The following is a 17,090-nucleotide window of genomic DNA, read 5'->3' on the forward strand; positions in this document are numbered from 1 at the left end:
GCCGGGTTGGCGTTGAGGCCACAACGCTCGGCATCAGAGTCCTTTTGCATTGAACGGCTTCGCCGGGATACGCAGCGCCAATCGGCCCTAGCCGGGCATCAGCATGCGAACCACCGCCGCGCCCATCACCAGCGTTGCGATCCAGGCCAGGATGGTCAGGGGCTTGCTGGCAGTGAAGGAACCCATCACCGATTTTTTGGAAACTATGATGATGATCACCACCATCAGCGGCACGGCAACCACACCGTTGATGACGGCGCTCCAGAATAGCGCCCGCATTGGGCTGATCGGTGAATACTGGATGCCCAGCCCCAGCAGCATGCTGACGGCAATGATGCTGTAGAAGCCATGCGCGTCGCGCACCTTGCGCTCCAGCCCTTCCTTCCAGCCCATCACTTCGGATACCGCGTACGCTCCAGAGCCGGCCAGAACCGGCACGCCAATCAGACCCACGCCGATAATGCCCAAGGCAAACAGCAGGTAGGCGGCATCGCCAGCTAGCGGACGCAAGGCGTTGGCGGCTTGGCTGGCGGTATTGATATGGGTGATGCCTGCAGTATGCAACGTGACGGCCGTAGCCAACATGATGAAGTAAGCGGTGATGTCGGAGTAGAGCATGCCGCTCCAAGTGTCCCAGCGTATGCGGCGCAGCTCCGGCGCAGCGGCCCGCTTGTCCCGGATCAGCGCGATGCTGCCCTTGATGGCGAGCATTTCCTCAACCTCTTCCGATGCCTGCCAGAAAAACAGGTAAGGGCTGATGGTGGTGCCGAACACAGCCACCACCACCGCCGCGGCATTGGCGTCGGGTTTGAACCGGGGCCAGACTGTGCGTAGGGCGACCTCTCCCCATGGCACATGAACGGTGAACAGGATGGCCGTGTAGGCCAGCAGCGAGAGGGTAAGCCACTTGAGGAAAAAAACGTAGCGATGGTAGGGAATGAACATCTGTTGCAGCAGGATGCCAAATACGAAGCCGGCGGTCATCAGATGGCGGTTCAGGCCGGTGATCAGTTCCGAAACCTCTCCCATCGCGGCGACGTCGGCCGCAATGTTCAGAATGTTGGCGATCAACAGCAGCAGCACCACTACCCGCAGCACCATGGGCGGAAAGGCATCCTTGATGTTGGCTGCAAGGCCTTTGCCGGTGACGCGGCCGATATTGGCGCACATCGATTGCACGGCTGCCATCAGTGGAAAGGCAAGCGGCATGGTCCAAAGCATGTTGAGGCCGTATTGCGCGCCTGCCTGGGAGTAGGTGGCGATGCCGCTTGGGTCGTCGTCCGCCACGCCGGTGATCAACCCCGGGCCGATCCGTGCCAGCGGATGCGCCTTGATTCGGCGCCAGAAGAGCCGCAAAGTTTTTGTCAACGCCGCTTTCCTGTTTGTCATGGCGCCTTAAGCCTAATGGGAAACAAGCACCGGAATTTTTGCCGAAAGCAGCAGCGATTGCGTGGCGCCGCCAAAAATGAATTCCATCCACATCGGGTGCGAGTAGCCGCCCATGACAAGAAAATCATATGCGCCTTGTTCTATCTGATGCCGCAAAGTGTCATGGTCTTGGGCGCTGGTTATTAGCAGGCTATCTGCCCGGTGGGCTAGCCTGTGTCTGCCTAGATGTTCCCGTAGACGTTCGTCGTCTGCGTTGCAGGAAGTGGTCGAGGACAGGATTTTGATGATCTCGACCGAGCGTGCTCGGCATAAAAGCGGCAGGGCGTCGTGGAGTGCCCGCACCGCTTCTCGGCTGCCATCCCAGGCCAGCGCAATATGATCGAACGCTTTGATTGATGTCTCGGCAGGCACCACCAGAACCGGCCGGCCGCAACGCACCACGACGGTGTGGGCTATCGGCAGCGGGTGGCTTGCCGGCGTGCCTTGCCATTCGTATTGACCAAGGATGACCAGATCGGTGTAGCGGGCATGGTCGCAAATGCTTTGCGCGACATCGCCCTGAACCTCGGACCAGCCTGCATCGGCCAGATGTCCCAGGACGGCGCCCTCGAATGTATCCGCCGCCGCTTGAGACTCCACTGTCTGCATGGCGGAAAAATAGGCAGTCATGTCCGCGATGCCGGTGGGTCTGACGCGCGAGGGAACCTCTATTGGCGGCGTGACGTGAATTCCGCTGAGCTTGGCTCCGGTGCAGGCAGCCAGCTTGACCGCAAGCTGCACCCGGGTCCGACCCGCCAAGCTTCCGTCCACATGTACCAATAGATCGCGCAGCATGGCTGGGATTCCTGAATCAAAAAGGATTATATCCCTCGCATTCTGGACTTGTTGTTCCAGTCATGGAGGTCTGAAACGTAGAGAGTATGCGGCCGATTATTTCTTGAGGTCTTCTTTCAGCTTGCCCACGTCAGATTGGGCTTTGCCAAGGATTTTCTCCTGGCGGCCTCTTTCTTCAAGGCCCTTGTTGTGCACGACCTTGCCTGCGGCTTCCTTTACGGTGCCGGCAACTTCCTTGAGTTTTCCCTTGATCTGATCCTTGTTCATGGTTTTCTCCAGTCGGTTAAACTAGATTGCATGGCTGCGCGCGATAAGCGTTTCTCTGCAGCACGGCAGGAGAATAGGCTGTTGCCAAGAAAAAGTATGTGCGGCAGCGCACATATTTTCGGTGGGGATGATGTGGCCGATTTTGATTTCTCAGTAGATTGTTATGTACTGCCAAGGCTGAATCAGGGACGAATGGCTGGCGAGTGAAATTCGATTGCCGATGGATTGGCAGCATTCAGAGCCATGATTAAAACCATTGCTCCGGTGGCTGCATCATTGTCGTGCGGAGAATGCTGTCTGCATGAGATGCCTTGCTTGCGTGGCCCGGCGAAAATTTTTGACTGATTCAATTGCGAGTTAATTTAGGGGGCTATTGAATATTAACTTGGCAACAGAAAGATGGCCCAGTTAAAGATGCCGGAGTGCGAGCGGCGGGTTTTAAGTCGACATGGAGGATGCTGGTGTTCTTTTTGTTTGGGTGATTAGCCATGCGCGGGGCTGTCGATTGCTGAAATGTCAATTCCTCAGCATGAACATGCTCAACGCCGCGGGTATGCCGCGCCAGTTCAATGGCCAAGTTCCATTCCGCTTCGGTGTCGACGGTGCCGCTTAAAATGACAGTTCCACTCAGCGTGCTGACTTCAATATTTTCTTTGAAAATGCCGACGGAGTACAGGAAGGCGGTTTTGACTCGAGCCGTGATCCAGTTATCGGAAAGCGAGGCATTGATGCCGCCGTTTGGTTCTGTCTCGTACTCCCGGATCGCAGCGGCCTTGCCATTGACAACCAGCCGGTTGTCCACCGCGGCCACGCCGCGAGTGCTGAGCGCCAAAGTGCCGGCAAAAACTCTGGCGGCAGCCTTGTCGACGTTGCCTCTCAGGATGACTCGGCCCTGTTCGGTTTCCACCGCGATAGGCAAACCATCGGTTGTCTGGCTCCAATACAGCTTGGATCTGATTGTGAGGGTGATGGTGGCGTCGTCGATTGCGGTGCTTGCAGGAGCCAGGGGTTGCGTATTGAGATGGTCGCTGATCACGATGTTGCTTTTGACAATATTGATGCCGTTCACGCCACGCGCAATGTCCAATGCCAGATCGCGATTGATATCGTTTTCTACATCGCCGGATATGTGGGCCGTCCCCCGAGAAACAGACACCTTGAGCCTGCAGAAACGAAAATAGGGATTCAAGGCATATGTCTTGGCGATCTGAGCCTCTTGCCTGGCGTCCGCGAGGTTCTGCGGGGGGAGGGCGGCAATGGCGATATTGCTGCCCAGGCTCCAAACCAACAGGGATATCTTGGCAAGAGGAAGGGTATTTCTGCGACAGCGTTCCATCTGCGCCTCCCGATAGAGAAATGCGGCATATGCCAAAGGTGCGACGGATGTGTGCCCGCGGGTTATCCGTCCAAACCTGGGAAGCTTTGCTCCCGACTCAGTACTTTGGCAGAGGATAGCAACTGCTATTTTCACTGACCGACGTTTCGTACGAGGCCGGCGCCTTGGTGATTTGGGGGCGCGGGTCCGGGGCGCCAGCCGGGCGTGGCGGGCTCGGGGTTTCCATCTCGGGTTTCAGGTTCGCCGCTGAGGTTTTCTGCCTTTGGCCGACCTGTTTGACTGCATGGAGATGACTGGACGATGGATTGAGCTTGTTCATGGCGGACCTGCCTTTACAGTGCGCGGCGCCAAGCGGAATGGCCAAGCGGCCGACACTCATACTGTGGCGGTTCGAGGGAGCGGTTGTCGGTGCGCTACCGAGCGGATAGTCTGAATCTTGCATTGTGCCGCTCGCTTGACCTGTTGGACCGGCAGTTTGGTAGCCGCGGGCAGGTCACGCAGCATGCCAATCCTGTCTGCCTCTGGGCTAACTTCTGGCCGGGCGGAAATGCCAGTGGAGCGGGGCTGGCGGGTACTTGAAGGCTGTGTCCAAGTATGATGACATTGGGGAGTGGCTTGACTGAAGGAAGTTCAACTCTGGCGAACAGTCCTGCCGGCGGCAATCGCGAGAGGAAGGCTGGCCGACAAGGTCTGCGGCGGCAGGTTCGGTTAAGCGCCGCCGTCCCCAATCCTGCGACGCGACTCCTTGCCGTACGGCTTGTACTTGTATGTATCGGCGGGCCTTGGCTCGGTGCGCTACAAGGGTTTGCTGGCGGTCCCAAGTCGCTGAAATCAAATAATAAAGGGAAATTCATGTTAAGCGTCCGCGAGGTTCGCGATGGTGCAGATGTCAGTAAAGTGTCTTTGCCGGAGGAGAAGGCGCTACTTGAGGCCTTCAACCGGCTCACAATCCAGGCCCAGGCCGAGCGGTCCCCCACACTCGAAATGCGCTGCTCCTGGCTGAAAGCGCTGGAGCGTCTGATCCAGGAAAACCGCCAGGCGCTGGTGGATGCGGTCAATCTCGACTTCGGCCAGCGCAGCAGCGTGGAAACCCGCCTGGCCGAACTGTTCCCGTCTCTGGAGGGAGTGCGCCATGCCCGCCGCCATCTGAAAAATTGGATGAAGCCGCGCCGGCGCGGCGTTTCGTTCTGGTTCGCGCCTGCCAGCGCCAGCGTGCATCCCCAGCCGCTGGGCGTGGTGGGCGTGGTGGTGCCGTGGAATTACCCGCTGTTCCTGGCTTTCGGCCCGATCATCGCGGCGCTGGCGGCCGGCAACCGGGTAATGGTGAAGATGTCGGAATACACGCCCGCCACCGGGGAGCTGCTGCAGAGGCTGGCTCGCCAGCATTTCGGCGACGATCTGCTGGCTGTGGTGAATGGCGGGCCGGAGCTGGCCCAGGCTTTCGTCCGGCTGCCGTTCGACCATCTGTTGTTCACCGGCTCCACCACGGTGGGCCGCCACGTGATGCGCGCCGCGGCGGAAAACCTGACCCCGGTGACGCTGGAGCTGGGCGGCAAATCGCCGGCGCTGGTGGCGCGCGGCGCCAATCTCAAGCGCGCGGCGGAGGCCATTGTCGCCGGCAAGATGATGAACGCCGGCCAGACCTGCGTGGCGCCGGATTACGTGCTGGTCAACGACAAGGATTGCGCGTTGCTGCTGGACGAGGTGCGTGAGGCCGCCAAGCGCGCTTATCCCACCCTGGCGAGCAATCCCGATTACAGCGCCATCGTCAACGACAGGCATTACCAGCGTTTGCGGGGCTGGCTGGAGGGCGCGCGCGAGGCCGGCGCCCGCATCGACGAGATCAACCCGGCCGGCGAGGAGCTGGCCGCGGTCCGCAAGCTGCCGTTGACCCTGGTGCAGCGTTGCCCGGAGGATTGCGCGCTGATGCAGGAGGAAATCTTCGGCCCGATCCTGCCGGTGGTGGCCTACGACAAGTTCGACGAGGCGCTGGCTTATGTGAACGCCCGGCCGAGGCCGCTGGCGCTGTATCTGTTCGATGACGACCCATTGCGCATCGACCGGGTGCTGCAGGAGACGATTTCCGGCGGAGTCAGCATCAATGACACGCTGTTGCACGTGGTGCAGGAAGATCTGCCATTCGGCGGCGTAGGGCCATCCGGCATGGGCCATTACCACGGCCGCGAAGGCTTCCTGACCTTTTCCAAACTCAAGCCGGTATTCCGCCAGAGCCGTTTGTCCGGCGCCTGGCTGACGCGTCCGCCCTACGGCGCGGCGGTGGAATGGCTGCTGAAACTGATGCTGCGTTGATGGCCAGTCGTCGCCAATTTCTGCAGGCGGGCGCGCTGGGAAGCGCCGCCCTGTTGCTGGCGGGCTATTGGGCGGCGCCGGCGGCCGATCCTCGTCCCTCGGCAGGCGGAAAACTGGAATGGCTGACGCCGCTGGACGCGCAGATCGTCGCCGCGCTGGCGCCGGTGCTGCTGGGTTTGCCCGGTGTTCCCGCCTCCAGCGTGGCGGCGGGAGTGGATCGGGCCGTGGCGGGTCTGCCGTCCGCGACGCAGCGCGAAGTGCGCCAGCTGTTCGATCTCCTGGGCAACCGCTGGGCGCGGCGCTGGCTGGCCGGCGTGCGCTCTCCCTGGCAACTGGCCTCCTCGCAGGAATTGGCGCAATTCCTGCAGCGTTGGCGCGAGAGCCGCTTTGCCTTGCAATGCAGCGCCTACCAAGGCCTGCACCGGCTGATTCATGCCGGTTGGTACGGCAATCCGGCCAGCTGGGCCGCGCTGGGCTACCGGCAGCCTGCGGCGGTGATGGAGATGCTGCCTTGACCGGCAAGATACCCGATCCTGTCCGGGCGGGATTGGCAAGCGGCTGGAAGGTGTTCGATGGAGCCAGGCAAGACAAGGACCTGTCGCTGGAGGCCGATGTGGCGATCATCGGCAGCGGCGCCGGAGGCGGCATCGCGGCGGAGGTGCTCAGCCGGGCTGGGTTGAAGGTGTTGCTGCTGGAGGAGGGTGGATTATACAGCTCCAGCGACTTTCGCTTGCTGGAGGCCAAGGCCTATCCGGAGCTGTACCAGGAGTCCGCCAGCCGGCAGACGCTGGACAAGGGCATCACCGTCTTGCAGGGGCGGACGGTCGGGGGCGGCACCACGGTCAACTGGACCAGCAGCTTCCGGACGCCGCCGGACACCTTGCTGTGGTGGCAGGAAAGCCACGGGTTGGCGACCTTGTCGGCCGAAGGCATGCGCCCATGGTTCGACAAGGCGGAGCAGCGGCTGGGCATCGGGCCGTGGCAGGCCGAGCCCAACGGCAACAATCTGGTGCTGGAGCGCGGCTGCCAGGCGCTGGGCCTGCGGCACGCCCGGATCGCGCGCAATGTGAAGGGCTGCTGGAACCTGGGCTATTGCGGCATGGGCTGCCCCACCAACGCCAAGCAGTCGATGCTGGTCACCTGCATTCCCGATGCCTTGTCCCATGGAGCCAGACTGCTGTGCCGGGCGCGCGTGGACAAGCTGCTGGCGGACCCGGGCGGCAAGCGCATCGCGTCCATTCAGGGCAGCCTGCTCGGCGCCGACGGCAACACGCCGACCGGCCGCCGCTTCAGCGTGCGGGCGCGGCAGGTGGTGCTGGCCGCGGGCGCCATCGGCACGCCGGCCATCATGCTGCGCAGCGGCCTGGCGGATGCCGCCGGCCAGACCGGCAAGCGCACCTTTTTGCATCCGGTGGCGCTGAGCGCGGCGCTGATGCCGGAAATGGTGGAGCCTTACAATGGCGCGCCGCAAACGGTTTACTCCGACCACTACATGCATACCCAGCCGCTGGACGGGCCGCTGGGCTTCAAGCTGGAAGTGCCGCCCATCCACCCCTTGCTCGCCAGCGTCACCTTTCCGGGCTTCGGCATCGAACAACTGCAGCTTTTGCAACAACTGCCGCATCTGCACGCGACATTGGCCTTGCTGCGCGACGGTTTTCATCCGGATAGCCGGGGCGGGGAGGTGAAGCTGCGCGGCGATGGTTCGCCGGTGCTGGATTACCCGCTCAACGACGTGATCTGGGATGGCGTGCGGCGCAGCTGGCTGGCGATGGCCGAGCTGCAGTTCGCCGCCGGCGCCAGCCTGGCGATGCCGCTGCATGAGCGCGCGCAACCGGTGTCGAGCTGGAGGCGGGCCAGGGAGATGATAGAAGGCTTGCCCTTGCAGGCGCTGCAGGCCAGGCTGGTCAGCGCCCACGTGATGGGCGGCATGGCGATGGGCGATGATCCCGGCCGATCGGTGCTGGACGACTGGGGCAATCACTGGGAATGGCAAAACCTCGCGGTGCTGGACGGTTCGATTTTTCCGACCAGCGTCGGCGCCAATCCCCAGCTGTCCATTTACGCTTTTTCCTGGCGAGCCGCCGATCGTTTGGCGAGGGAGCTGGCCAAGGGATGAGTCCGGCGGGCGCGTTTGCGTCCGCCGGCAGCTTGCTTTATCCGCGGGTTTCGTCCAGCGGCGGCGTTTCCGCGGCGGGAGCGGGCAGGAGGGGGGGCGGCACGAAGAAGCTCAGCGGCCGGCGCAGGAAACGCTTGGCCAGCATCGGGATCAAGGGCAGCAGCAGCGAACCGGACAGCTTGCGCGAGCGCAGCGCCACCCACAGCGCCAGGAAGAAGCTGACCCCCAGGTTGACGAGGCCGATCAATGCCACCCCGGCGCAACCCAGCAGCACGGCGGACAGCGGCACCTGGAAATCCAGCGACACGCTGGCGAAGGCCAGGTTGGCCGACGAGAACGTGATGTGGCGGATGTCCAGCGGCAGGCCCAGTATCGTGCCCACGGTGCCGGTGAGGCCCAGGAACATGCCGAAGTAGAAATTGCCGGCCAGCGCCCCCAGATTGTGCTCGATGTAGCTGCCCAGCCGCCAGGCGCGGTTTTCGCCCAGCAGTCGCTTGAGCAGGCGGTGATTGGCGATGCGTTCCGGTATGCGGCGGTAGATCGCCTTGTTGTCGTAGTAGCCGGCGATCAGGCCCGACAAGAACAGGAACACCCCGGCGATGGCGGCGTGCGGCAGCGCCAGGCTGTGCACCGGATCGATCTCGTGCAGCAGCTTTTGCGCCTTGGCCGCGTCCACCACCGGCGCGCCGAACAGCGCGTTCCAGGCCAGCGCGATCAGCGCCGCGGTGGGAATGGCCAGCAGCACGTTGCCCATGATGGCGACGAATTGCGTGCGCACCACCTTGACGATCAGCTCCGACAGCTCTTCCAGCTGCTTCTTGCGGCCGTATTGGGCTTGCAGCACGGCAGCCAGCCGGGCAGCCGTCATCGCCGGCTGCTTGGTGGCGATGGTGAAGTGCAGGATCTGCACGACGATGAAGCCGATCGCGTAATTGAGGCCGAAGGCGATGCCTTCCCACAGCAGCGGCAAGTGGCCGCGCGCCAGCATCAGCTTGATTAGCGCCATGAAGCCGACGAGCAGGCCGGCGCCCATCGCCGCCTTGCCCATCTGCGACCATTCCTTGCGGTCTTCTGCGATGTAGTGCTCGCCCTGGCGGCCGGCGTGCTCGGTCACCTGCAGGGCCAGCAGCTCGGTGTTGGACTTGAACAGATCCCGCAGACTGTACTTGCGGTTCTCCGCGCGGGCGAAATCCACCAGCAGCTGGAACAGCTGCGGGCGCTCGGCTGGGTTGTGTCCGGGCGACAGCAGTTCCAGCAGCGCGCGCAGCCGGGCGATGCTCTGCGCCAGCCGCAGGCCGTGATAGGTCAGGTTGACCGAGATGCCGTAACGGGCCGCGTTTTTGCGCACTTTGCCCAGGATGGCCTCGCACTGATCGAGGAGCACCAGCACCTGTTTTTCGTCCTCGGGCGGCTCGACGCCGTCGGTCAGCGCCTGGCGGTAGCCGTCGACATAGCGCTGCACCTCGGCGTTCAGATGCATGAAGGGGGATGCGAAGCGCCCCACCTCGGGGCAGACGCGCACCAGCTCAGGCTCCAGGCCGATGGCGGTGATGCGGGCGGACAGCACCTGCACCGACTCCAGCAACTGAAGCCGGGTCTGGCGCTCGCTGTCCTGCCGTGGCGCTTCCTGCCAGGCCATTGCCCGCCACAGCGCGTGCCAGGTGGCGTCGGGCACGGTTTCCAGCCACAGATAGTCCTGCTTGTCGCAGAACAGCAGGCCGAAGCGGTCGCGCAGCGAATCGGGATTGTAGGGCATGGGCAGCGCGCGTTCGCCCAAGCGGTGCAGCAGCGTGGTGCCGAAACCGTCGTTGGCCAGGATGCCGGCGTCGGTGTACAGCGGGATTTGCCGGCTTTCCGCCAGCAAGGTGCACAGTGCCTGGCGCAGGGCTTCGCGGAATTCGGCGTGATGCTCGAGCAGGAAGGACAAAGCCTGCAGATTGACGGTGGCTTGTTGGGCCGGCTGGCGGTCGCCGGGGCGCAGCGCGGCGATCAGCCCCGCCAGCGCTTCGGTCTGGCCGGGTGTTTCGCACAACTGGCGCAAAGAGGATTCCAGATCGGGAACGGTGTGTTCGGTCATGTTCTACCAGAGTGGTCGCGCGCTGGCGCGCGAATGGGAAAGAGTGTCGCCTGTATTTTAGGGCATGCGCGGCCGAAGAGGGCAAGATGCCCCGCCGGCGGGCCAATTGACACCTTACTGACCAGTAAGTAGAGTGGCCTGATGCATAATGGTTCCGACAGCAAGAACGACACCCGCAAGCGCATACTCGACCTGGCCGAGGAGCTGCTGCTGACGCGCGGCTTCAACGGCTTCAGCTACCAGCACATCAGCAGCGCGTTGGGCGTGCGCAACGCGGCCATCCACTACCACTTTCCCAAGAAAAGCGATCTGGGCGTGGCGCTGATCCAGCGTTACCGCCGCCGTTTCCAGCGTTTCATCGAGCAACAGGGAGAGTGGGACGCCGCCCGCCGGCTGGAGGCGTATTTCGGCTTGTCGGACCAATATTACCTGCAGCACAAACAGATCTGCCCCAGCGGCATCCTCAGCACCGAGTTCCAGACCCTGCCGGAAGACATGCGGCAAGAGGCCTCGGCCTTCATCGACGAGATGCGGCAATGGGCGGTGGCCATCGTCAGGCTGGGGCGGGACTCCGAGCGGATGACATACGCCGGGACGCCCGAGGCCGTCGGCATGATGCTGTTTTCCGCGCTGCAGGGCGGGCTGCAGCTGGCGCGCATCGACGATGGCGCGCTGCCGCTTTTGAAGAGCCAGGTCAGGACCACGCTGGGCATGCCCGAGGCGCAAGAATAAGCGGCCGGCGGCAAGCCGGGCGCAGACAACACGAGAACAACAAAGGGGGTAGCATGGAGTACAGAAAGAACAGCATGAGCCGGATCGCCGACAAGGTGGGCCGCTTGCCGGTGGGTTGGCGCCGGCCGGTGCTGTCGATGATGTTCGGCAAGATCGTTCCCTTCCTGTCCACCGCCGGGCTGCGGTTCGAAGAGGTTGGCCATGACAGGCTGACGGTATCGATCCGCAACCGCAAGAAGGTGCAGAACCACATTCGCGGCGTGCACGCGGCGGCGATGGCGCTGCTGGCCGAGACATCCACCGGTTTCGTGGTGGGCATGAACATGCCGGACGACAAGCTGATGCTGCTCAAGTCGATGAAAGTCAATTACGTCAAGCGTTCGCAGGGCGATATGAAGGCCGTTGCGACGCTGACGCCGCAGCAGATCCAGACCATGTACGAGCAGGAAAAGGGTGAGGTGCTGGTGGAGGTGCTGGTGACCGACGAGTCCGGCGAATCCCCCATCGTCTGTGAGATGCTGTGGGCCTGGGTTCCCAAGAAACGTCCGGAGGCTAAAGCGGCATGATCAATCTGCAAACCCTGTCAGCGGAGTTGGACGATAAGGTCGCTCTGCTGCGTTTCAACCGTCCCGACAAGGCCAATGCGCTGAACCTGCAGATGTGGCAGGATCTGCGCGCCGCGCTGGATTGGGCCGATGGCGAGTCCGGCGTCCGCGCCGTGGTGCTGGCCGGCAGCGGCAAACATTTCTGTTCCGGCATTGACCTGACGATGCTGGTGGGGTTGCAATCCAGCATCCAGGACGAGTGCGAAGGCCGCAAGCGCGACAAGCTGCGCCGCTTGATCCTGGACCTGCAGGACTGCGTGACCAGCCTGGAGCGCTGCCGCAAGCCGGTGATCGCCGCGATACACGGCGCCTGCCTGGGCGGCGGCCTGGACATAGCCCTGGCAGCGGATTTCCGCTTCGCCGCGGAAAGCGCGGTGTTCGGCGTGCGCGAGGTGGATCTGGGCATGGTGGCCGACGTCGGCTCGCTGCAGCGCCTGCCGCGCGTGGTGGGCGAGGGCGTGGCCCGCGAGCTGGCGCTGACCGGCCGCGACATGGTGGCCGAGGAGGCGCTGGAGGTCGGCCTGGTCAATCGGGTGCTGGCGGATGCCGACGCCGTATTGGCCGCTGCGCTGCAGAGCGCGAAGCTGATCGCGAGCAAGTCGCCGCTGGCCGTGCGCGGCAGCAAGGAAGTGATGAACTACAGCCGCGACCACAGCGTGGCGGACGGGCTGCAGTTCGTCGCCGGCTGGAACGCGGCGATGCTGATCTCGGAAGATATCCAGAAGGCCGGCATGGCCGCGATGATGAAGCAGCAGGTCAGCTTCCGGGACTGAGGCCGGAAAGAAGTCCTCGCCTTCCGGCAGAATGGTTTCCTGCCGGAAGGGAATCGTTTTCAAGGTGCCGGCTGGTCGCAGAGGCGCCGCATCAGCCATTCCAGCGGGCCATGGCGGAAGCGCTTGGACCATAGCCAGGCGAAGGCCACGGCGGCGGAGCAATACAGCGCCGCCGCCGCAGGCACCCGCTCGAGCTCGCCGCTGTCCAGCCATCCCATTTCCTCCAGAACGCCCATCCCGATCAGGATGTGGGCGATGTACAACGTCAGCGTTTGCCGGCCCGCAGCCAGCAGCGGCGCGAGCCGGGCAGCCAAGGCCGGGCGCGACGCCAGCGCCAGGCAGCCGCCTATTGCCGCGCTGGCGATGCCGCCTGCATTCAGCATGTACAGCGGCCCGGGCGGCAATGGCTTCGTTCCCAGAAACGGCGAAAGCCGAGCGGGCGACAAATCTTGCATCCAGGCCGACAGCAGGCCGCTGGCCAGCGCCAGAAGCGCGCCGCCCGCCATCAGTTTCCATTGCGTGTCAGAGCGGGCCAAGGATTGCCGCGACAGCCATAGCCCCCATATCGCAAAGCCCAGCCAAGGCAACACGGGATGCCAGCCATTGAGCAGCAGGTTGCGCGCGAAGCCAAGAGGCGTCCAGAAGCCTTCGTAGCTGAGGGTGTCCCAGTTCCAGCCATGCCCATAGTCCAGCGTTAGCTGCATGGTGAAGGCCGCCGCCAAGGTCAGGCACAGCGCTGCCAGCAGCCATCGCTCAGGCAGTTTCAGCAGCAGGCAGGCGGCGAAGAAATAGAAGGCGTAGTAATGGATGATGTCGGCGGGGAACAAGGTGAAGTTGAGCAGCCCGATCGCCAGCAGGAACACGGCGCGGCGGCAGGTCTGGCTTATGGCCTGGACGCGAGCCAGTCGCGCGGTGGCCAGGCCCAGGCCAATGCCGGCCAGGGTGACAAAGGTGGCGGCGGAGCGTCCCTCCAGCAGCGAGAGCCAGGGCGGCAGCGGGTCCTGGCGGGACGGGAAGGGCGCGATCGCCAGGCGGAAGTTGACCAGCACCATGCCGATCAGGGCCAGGCAACGGGCCAGGTCCAGGCCGTCCAGACGGTTGGGGCGCAGGCTCATCGTTTTCCACCCGCGGGCGACAACAGCTTGTCGATCAAGGCGGAGATGTCAGCGTCGTCCAGTTGGGCGCCCAGCAGGACGCGATTGACGGCGCAGCCTTCCAGCGCGTCCAGCAGCCAGTGGGCGCAGGCGGCAAAGGGCAGGCCATTGTCTATGTCTCCCTGTTCGGCGCCGCGGCGCAAGGCATCGGCCAAGGCGCTGGCCAGGCGACGGCGGTTGGCTGCGAACAGTCGGGCCAGTTCGGCGTCGCGCGCCGCTTCCGCCAGCACTTCGGCGGTCAGGCTGACGTCTTCCGGTCGCTCGCACAGCCGCAGATAGCGTTCGGCGAAATCCCGGACGGCGGGACTGGCTGGGTCCGCCGCCAGCGTGTCGATCAAGTTCTGTTTTTCCAGCGCTTCCATCGCGGCGATCTCCGCGATCAAGGCCTGTTTGTTCGGGAAGTGGTTGTACATATTGCCCAGGCTGACGCCGGCGGCGTCAGCGATGTCGCGCATGCCGGTCTGGTGGAAGCCTGAAGCGATGAAGCAGGCAAGCGCCGCCTCGACGATCTGTCCGCGGCGGTTTTCGGTTTGCTGCTGGCGCTTGGGCGTCATGCGGTTTCCTCTGTGGAAAGGTGACTTTCAATCATATAATGAACGAACGTTCATTCAATTTTTTGCATTAAAAATAGTGAGGATTGGCGGTTGCATGTGGCGGAAAAACAAAACAGGCGTCAGAGCGTCTGCGATGTGTGCTTGAGGTGAGGACATCCCGACGACAGCAGCATCTGGCCAGAGTTTTTCATGCAGAGGGAGCGAAGAAGGCCGCGCCAAATGCGGTGGGGACTTATTCTTGCAATATTGATCGTCAGTTTCGGTTGTCTGGCGAGGCAAATGAAAAGAGGCGCCGAAGCGCCTCTCTTACGTTGCGAAGCCGGGAGCTGTGTTTATTTAGCCTCGCCGCCGACGGTGGATACCACTTCCCACTTGCCGTTCTTCACTTGGTAGACGGTGACGGCGCCGTTCTTGATGTCGCCCTTGTCGTCGAAGGCGATCTTGCCGGTCACCCCCAGATAGTCGGTTTTGCCGACTTCAGGCAGGTAGGCTTTGGGGTCGTAGGACTTGGCGCGCTTCATCGCGTCCACCAGCACCATCACCGCGTCGTATTCGAAAGGCGCGTAGATCTGCACGTCGGTGTTGAATTCCTTCTTGAACTTCTCGTCGAAGGCCTTGAAGCCAGGCATCTTGTCGCGCGAGATGCCGCAGCTGGACGCATATTGGCCTTCGGACGCGTCGCCGGCCAGCTTGACGAATTCCGGAGTCTGCCAGCCGTCGCCGCCCATCAGCTTGGCCTTCAGGCCCAGGCGCTGCATTTGCTTGGCCAGCGGGCCGGCTTGAGCGTCCATGCCGCCGTAGAACACCAGATCCGGGTTGGAGGCCTTGATCGAAGTGAGGATGGCGTTGAAGTCGGTGGCGGTGTTGTTGGTGAACTCGCGCTTCACCACTTGGGCGCCCTTGGACTTGACCGCGCCTTCGAACTGGTCGGCCAGACCCTGGCCGTAGGCGGTGCGGTCGTCGATGATCGCGATTTTCTTGGCGTTCAGGGTGCCGGCTGCGAATTCGCCCAGCGCCTTGCCCTGCTGAACGTCGTTGGCGATCACGCGGAAGGTGGTCTTGAAGCCTTGCTTGGTGTAGTCCGGGTTGGTGGCGGATGGGGAAATCTGCGGGAGGCCGGCGTCGGAGTAGATCTTGGAGGCCGGGATGGTGGTGCCGGAGTTCAGGTGGCCGACCACGCCGACCACGCCGGCGTCCACCAGGCGCTGGGCGACCTGGGTGCCGATTTTCGGATCGCCCTGGTCATCCTCGGATACCAGTTCGAACTTGACCTTCTTGCCGCCGATTTCCACGCCCTTGGCGTTCAGGTCTTCGATGGCGAGCTTGGCACCGTATTCGTTGTCCTTGCCCAGGTGGGAGATCGGGCCGGACATCGGTGAGACTTGGCCGATCTTGACCACGGTTTCGCCGCCGGCTGCGGCTTGGCTGGGAGCGGAGGCGGGCTGGCTGCCCGTCGCCGGTTGTTCCTGCTTGCTGCAGGCGCTCATGGCGATGACGGCGGTGGCGATCAGGCTGTAGCGAGCGTATTTGTTCATTGAGAGTTCCCCTGAATCTTATCTGCGTAGACTTTGATGATCTCTTTGGTAAACCAACAACACCATTAAGAGGCTGTTGGTTGCGACTGATTATGGTGACCAGTTTGCGAGGGTGTCAATCTGGCCGGAAGCGCACTCAATGAATATAGGACCAAACTTGGCATTTTGCGGCAAACAAGTTGAAAACGGGCGTATGGCCATTCGGTCATACGCCCGTGTTTTCAGCTTATCCGGCTGATTTTAAAAGGTTTGTTCGGGGTGGTGGAAATCGGCGCGACTGATGTTGATGTCAGGTGGATGCCCCCATGTCATGCGCGCGAGTCGTTCTTTGGCGGCTATCTTCTGTCGGGATTTCTGTCCATCCGGCCAGATTGTTCCTGACGATCGTCGCAAGAGAGGTTATCCATTGCGGGTCTTCGTTCAGGCAGGAGATGTAGCGGAATTCGCCACCGCCGCTGCTCAAGAAGGTTTCCTTGCCCTCCATCGCGATTTCTTCCAGCGTTTCCAGGCAGTCGCCGACAAAACCGGGGCAGACGACGTCCACCTTGGCGGTGTTAGCTTTGCCCAGCTCCGCCAGCACTTCGCTGGTATACGGTTTCAGCCATTCGGTGCGGCCGAAGCGGCTCTGAAAACTGATGACGTATTGATCCGCCCGCAGCTGCAGCGCCTCCGCCAGCAGCCGCCCGGTTTTCTGGCATTCGCAATGGTAGGGGTCGCCCTTGTCGCGGGTGAAGCGCGGCACGCCGTGGAAACTCATCACCAGCTTGTCCGGCTGTTGGCCGTATTGCCAATGCTGGCGTATCTGGGCCGCCAGCGCGGCGATATAGCCGGGATCATCGTGGAAGTGCCGCACCGTGCGCACGTCCGGCATATTGCGCAGCCGGGTCAACGCGCGGAAGGCTTCGTCCAGGGCGGTGCCGCTGGAGGAGGCGGCGTATTGCGGATATAGCGGCAGCAGTAGCAGCCGCTCCACGCCTTGTTCCCGCATCTTGCCGATCACGCTTTCGATGGACGGATTGCCGTAGCGCATCGCGTAGTCGACCACCAGGTCGCGCAGGCCCATTTCGCCCAGTTGCCCCTTCAGCAGTTTGGCCTGGCTGCGGGTGTGGGTCAGCAGCGGCGAGCCTTCCTTGGTCCAGATGCTGGCGTATTTGCGGGCCGATTGCTTGGGGCGGGTGTTCAGGATGATGCCGTTGAGGATCAGCCACCAGGGCAGGCGCGGAATCTCGATCACGCGCGGATCGGACAGGAACTGCTTGAGGTAGGGCCGCAGCGCCTGGGCGGTGGGCGCGTCGGGCGTGCCCAGGTTGATCAGCAGCACGCCGGTCTTGGGCATGTAGTCGTGGCGGAACGAGGGTTCGGGCAGATAGCGGGGCATGGCCATCCTTTATTATGGGAAAGCGGG

The 17,090-nt window shown here is 62.8% G+C and carries 15 protein-coding genes; 6 read left to right on the forward strand and 9 right to left on the reverse strand.

Annotation, left to right across the window (positions count from 1 at the left end; all coding sequences use genetic code 11):
* Nucleotides 1-87: 87 nt before the first annotated feature.
* The 4 genes from VL52_RS09615 to VL52_RS09625 form a co-directional block, all read right to left on the reverse strand.
* A complete protein-coding gene (locus VL52_RS09615) occupies nucleotides 88-1,368 on the reverse strand; it encodes an NRAMP family divalent metal transporter (RefSeq protein WP_200895981.1) in 1,281 nt (426 codons plus the stop codon).
* Nucleotides 1,369-1,401: 33 nt separating this feature from the next.
* The gene (locus VL52_RS09620; protein WP_046156834.1) at nucleotides 1,402-2,223 is read right to left on the reverse strand and encodes a universal stress protein; all 822 of its coding nucleotides are present in this window, start codon (nucleotides 2,221-2,223) and stop codon (nucleotides 1,402-1,404) included.
* A gap of 96 nt (nucleotides 2,224-2,319) precedes the next feature.
* Nucleotides 2,320-2,490, reverse strand: coding sequence for a CsbD family protein (locus tag VL52_RS23870; protein WP_082107046.1), 171 nt, complete (start codon nucleotides 2,488-2,490; stop codon nucleotides 2,320-2,322).
* 370 nt (nucleotides 2,491-2,860) lie between these two features.
* Entirely contained in the window at nucleotides 2,861-3,826 is a 966-nt protein-coding gene (locus VL52_RS09625; protein ID WP_144410205.1) for a BON domain-containing protein, read from the reverse strand.
* A gap of 852 nt (nucleotides 3,827-4,678) precedes the next feature.
* Between VL52_RS09625 and VL52_RS09630 the strand changes: the two genes are divergently transcribed.
* The 3 genes from VL52_RS09630 to VL52_RS09640 are packed head-to-tail and all read left to right on the forward strand — an operon-like array spanning nucleotide 4,679 to nucleotide 8,255.
* Nucleotides 4,679-6,136 carry a coniferyl aldehyde dehydrogenase gene (locus tag VL52_RS09630; RefSeq protein WP_046156835.1) on the forward strand — a complete coding sequence of 486 codons (1,458 nt, stop codon included), beginning with the start codon at nucleotides 4,679-4,681 and terminating at the stop codon, nucleotides 6,134-6,136.
* Complete coding sequence (locus tag VL52_RS09635) at nucleotides 6,136-6,651, forward strand: twin-arginine translocation signal domain-containing protein (protein ID WP_046156836.1); 516 nt, start codon at nucleotides 6,136-6,138, stop codon at nucleotides 6,649-6,651. Before VL52_RS09630 ends, VL52_RS09635 begins: the two co-directional genes overlap by 1 nt.
* A complete protein-coding gene (locus VL52_RS09640) occupies nucleotides 6,648-8,255 on the forward strand; it encodes a GMC family oxidoreductase (protein ID WP_046156837.1) in 1,608 nt (535 codons plus the stop codon). The genes VL52_RS09635 and VL52_RS09640 overlap by 4 nt, the downstream gene beginning before the upstream one ends.
* A gap of 37 nt (nucleotides 8,256-8,292) precedes the next feature.
* Here VL52_RS09640 and VL52_RS09645 read toward each other — a convergent pair whose 3' ends face one another.
* Nucleotides 8,293-10,332: a site-specific recombinase gene (locus VL52_RS09645; RefSeq protein WP_235429255.1), complete on the reverse strand. Its 2,040-nt coding sequence runs from the start codon at nucleotides 10,330-10,332 to the stop codon at nucleotides 8,293-8,295.
* A 141-nt stretch (nucleotides 10,333-10,473) separates the two neighbouring features.
* On the opposite strand from VL52_RS09645, the gene VL52_RS09650 reads away from it, so the two are divergent.
* From VL52_RS09650 to VL52_RS09660, 3 genes are all read left to right on the forward strand, one after another.
* Complete coding sequence (locus VL52_RS09650) at nucleotides 10,474-11,064, forward strand: TetR/AcrR family transcriptional regulator (RefSeq protein ID WP_046156838.1); 591 nt, start codon at nucleotides 10,474-10,476, stop codon at nucleotides 11,062-11,064.
* A 74-nt stretch (nucleotides 11,065-11,138) separates the two neighbouring features.
* Nucleotides 11,139-11,630, forward strand: coding sequence for a DUF4442 domain-containing protein (locus VL52_RS09655; RefSeq protein WP_234004395.1), 492 nt, complete (start codon nucleotides 11,139-11,141; stop codon nucleotides 11,628-11,630).
* Nucleotides 11,627-12,442 carry a crotonase/enoyl-CoA hydratase family protein gene (locus tag VL52_RS09660; protein WP_200895982.1) on the forward strand — a complete coding sequence of 272 codons (816 nt, stop codon included), beginning with the start codon at nucleotides 11,627-11,629 and terminating at the stop codon, nucleotides 12,440-12,442. The genes VL52_RS09655 and VL52_RS09660 overlap by 4 nt, the downstream gene beginning before the upstream one ends.
* 59 nt (nucleotides 12,443-12,501) lie before the next feature.
* Here VL52_RS09660 and VL52_RS09665 read toward each other — a convergent pair whose 3' ends face one another.
* From VL52_RS09665 to hemH, 4 genes are all read right to left on the reverse strand, one after another.
* Nucleotides 12,502-13,557: a DUF418 domain-containing protein gene (locus VL52_RS09665; RefSeq protein ID WP_046156839.1), complete on the reverse strand. Its 1,056-nt coding sequence runs from the start codon at nucleotides 13,555-13,557 to the stop codon at nucleotides 12,502-12,504.
* Entirely contained in the window at nucleotides 13,554-14,150 is a 597-nt protein-coding gene (locus VL52_RS09670; protein ID WP_046156840.1) for a TetR/AcrR family transcriptional regulator, read from the reverse strand. Before VL52_RS09670 ends, VL52_RS09665 begins: the two co-directional genes overlap by 4 nt.
* Nucleotides 14,151-14,482: 332 nt before the next feature.
* Nucleotides 14,483-15,685, reverse strand: a complete 1,203-nt coding sequence (locus VL52_RS09675; RefSeq protein WP_046156841.1) for a branched-chain amino acid ABC transporter substrate-binding protein — start codon at nucleotides 15,683-15,685, stop codon at nucleotides 14,483-14,485.
* Between the two features lie 289 nt (nucleotides 15,686-15,974).
* Complete coding sequence (hemH, locus tag VL52_RS09680; protein WP_046156864.1) at nucleotides 15,975-17,063, reverse strand: ferrochelatase; 1,089 nt, start codon at nucleotides 17,061-17,063, stop codon at nucleotides 15,975-15,977.
* Nucleotides 17,064-17,090: the final 27 nt, after the last annotated feature.

It is taken from the genome of Chromobacterium vaccinii (assembly GCF_000971335.1).
In the GTDB taxonomy this organism is placed as follows: Bacteria; Pseudomonadota; Gammaproteobacteria; order Burkholderiales; family Chromobacteriaceae; genus Chromobacterium; species Chromobacterium vaccinii.

Bases quoted from the DNA above. Each gene is read 5' to 3' on its own strand.
- VL52_RS09665 (WP_046156839.1), bottom strand. From the start codon at position 13,557: ATGAGCCTGCGCCCCAACCGTCTGGACGGCCTGGACCTGGCCCGTTGC.
- VL52_RS23870 (WP_082107046.1), bottom strand. From the start codon at position 2,490: ATGAACAAGGATCAGATCAAGGGAAAACTCAAGGAAGTTGCCGGCACC.
- VL52_RS09630 (WP_046156835.1), top strand. From the start codon at position 4,679: ATGTTAAGCGTCCGCGAGGTTCGCGATGGTGCAGATGTCAGTAAAGTG.
- VL52_RS09625 (WP_144410205.1), bottom strand. From the start codon at position 3,826: ATGGAACGCTGTCGCAGAAATACCCTTCCTCTTGCCAAGATATCCCTG.
- VL52_RS09650 (WP_046156838.1), top strand. From the start codon at position 10,474: ATGCATAATGGTTCCGACAGCAAGAACGACACCCGCAAGCGCATACTC.
- VL52_RS09645 (WP_235429255.1), bottom strand. From the start codon at position 10,332: ATGACCGAACACACCGTTCCCGATCTGGAATCCTCTTTGCGCCAGTTG.
- VL52_RS09670 (WP_046156840.1), bottom strand. From the start codon at position 14,150: ATGACGCCCAAGCGCCAGCAGCAAACCGAAAACCGCCGCGGACAGATC.
- VL52_RS09635 (WP_046156836.1), top strand. From the start codon at position 6,136: ATGGCCAGTCGTCGCCAATTTCTGCAGGCGGGCGCGCTGGGAAGCGCC.
- VL52_RS09660 (WP_200895982.1), top strand. From the start codon at position 11,627: ATGATCAATCTGCAAACCCTGTCAGCGGAGTTGGACGATAAGGTCGCT.
- VL52_RS09620 (WP_046156834.1), bottom strand. From the start codon at position 2,223: ATGCTGCGCGATCTATTGGTACATGTGGACGGAAGCTTGGCGGGTCGG.
- VL52_RS09655 (WP_234004395.1), top strand. From the start codon at position 11,139: ATGAGCCGGATCGCCGACAAGGTGGGCCGCTTGCCGGTGGGTTGGCGC.
- VL52_RS09675 (WP_046156841.1), bottom strand. From the start codon at position 15,685: ATGAACAAATACGCTCGCTACAGCCTGATCGCCACCGCCGTCATCGCC.
- hemH (WP_046156864.1), bottom strand. From the start codon at position 17,063: ATGCCCCGCTATCTGCCCGAACCCTCGTTCCGCCACGACTACATGCCC.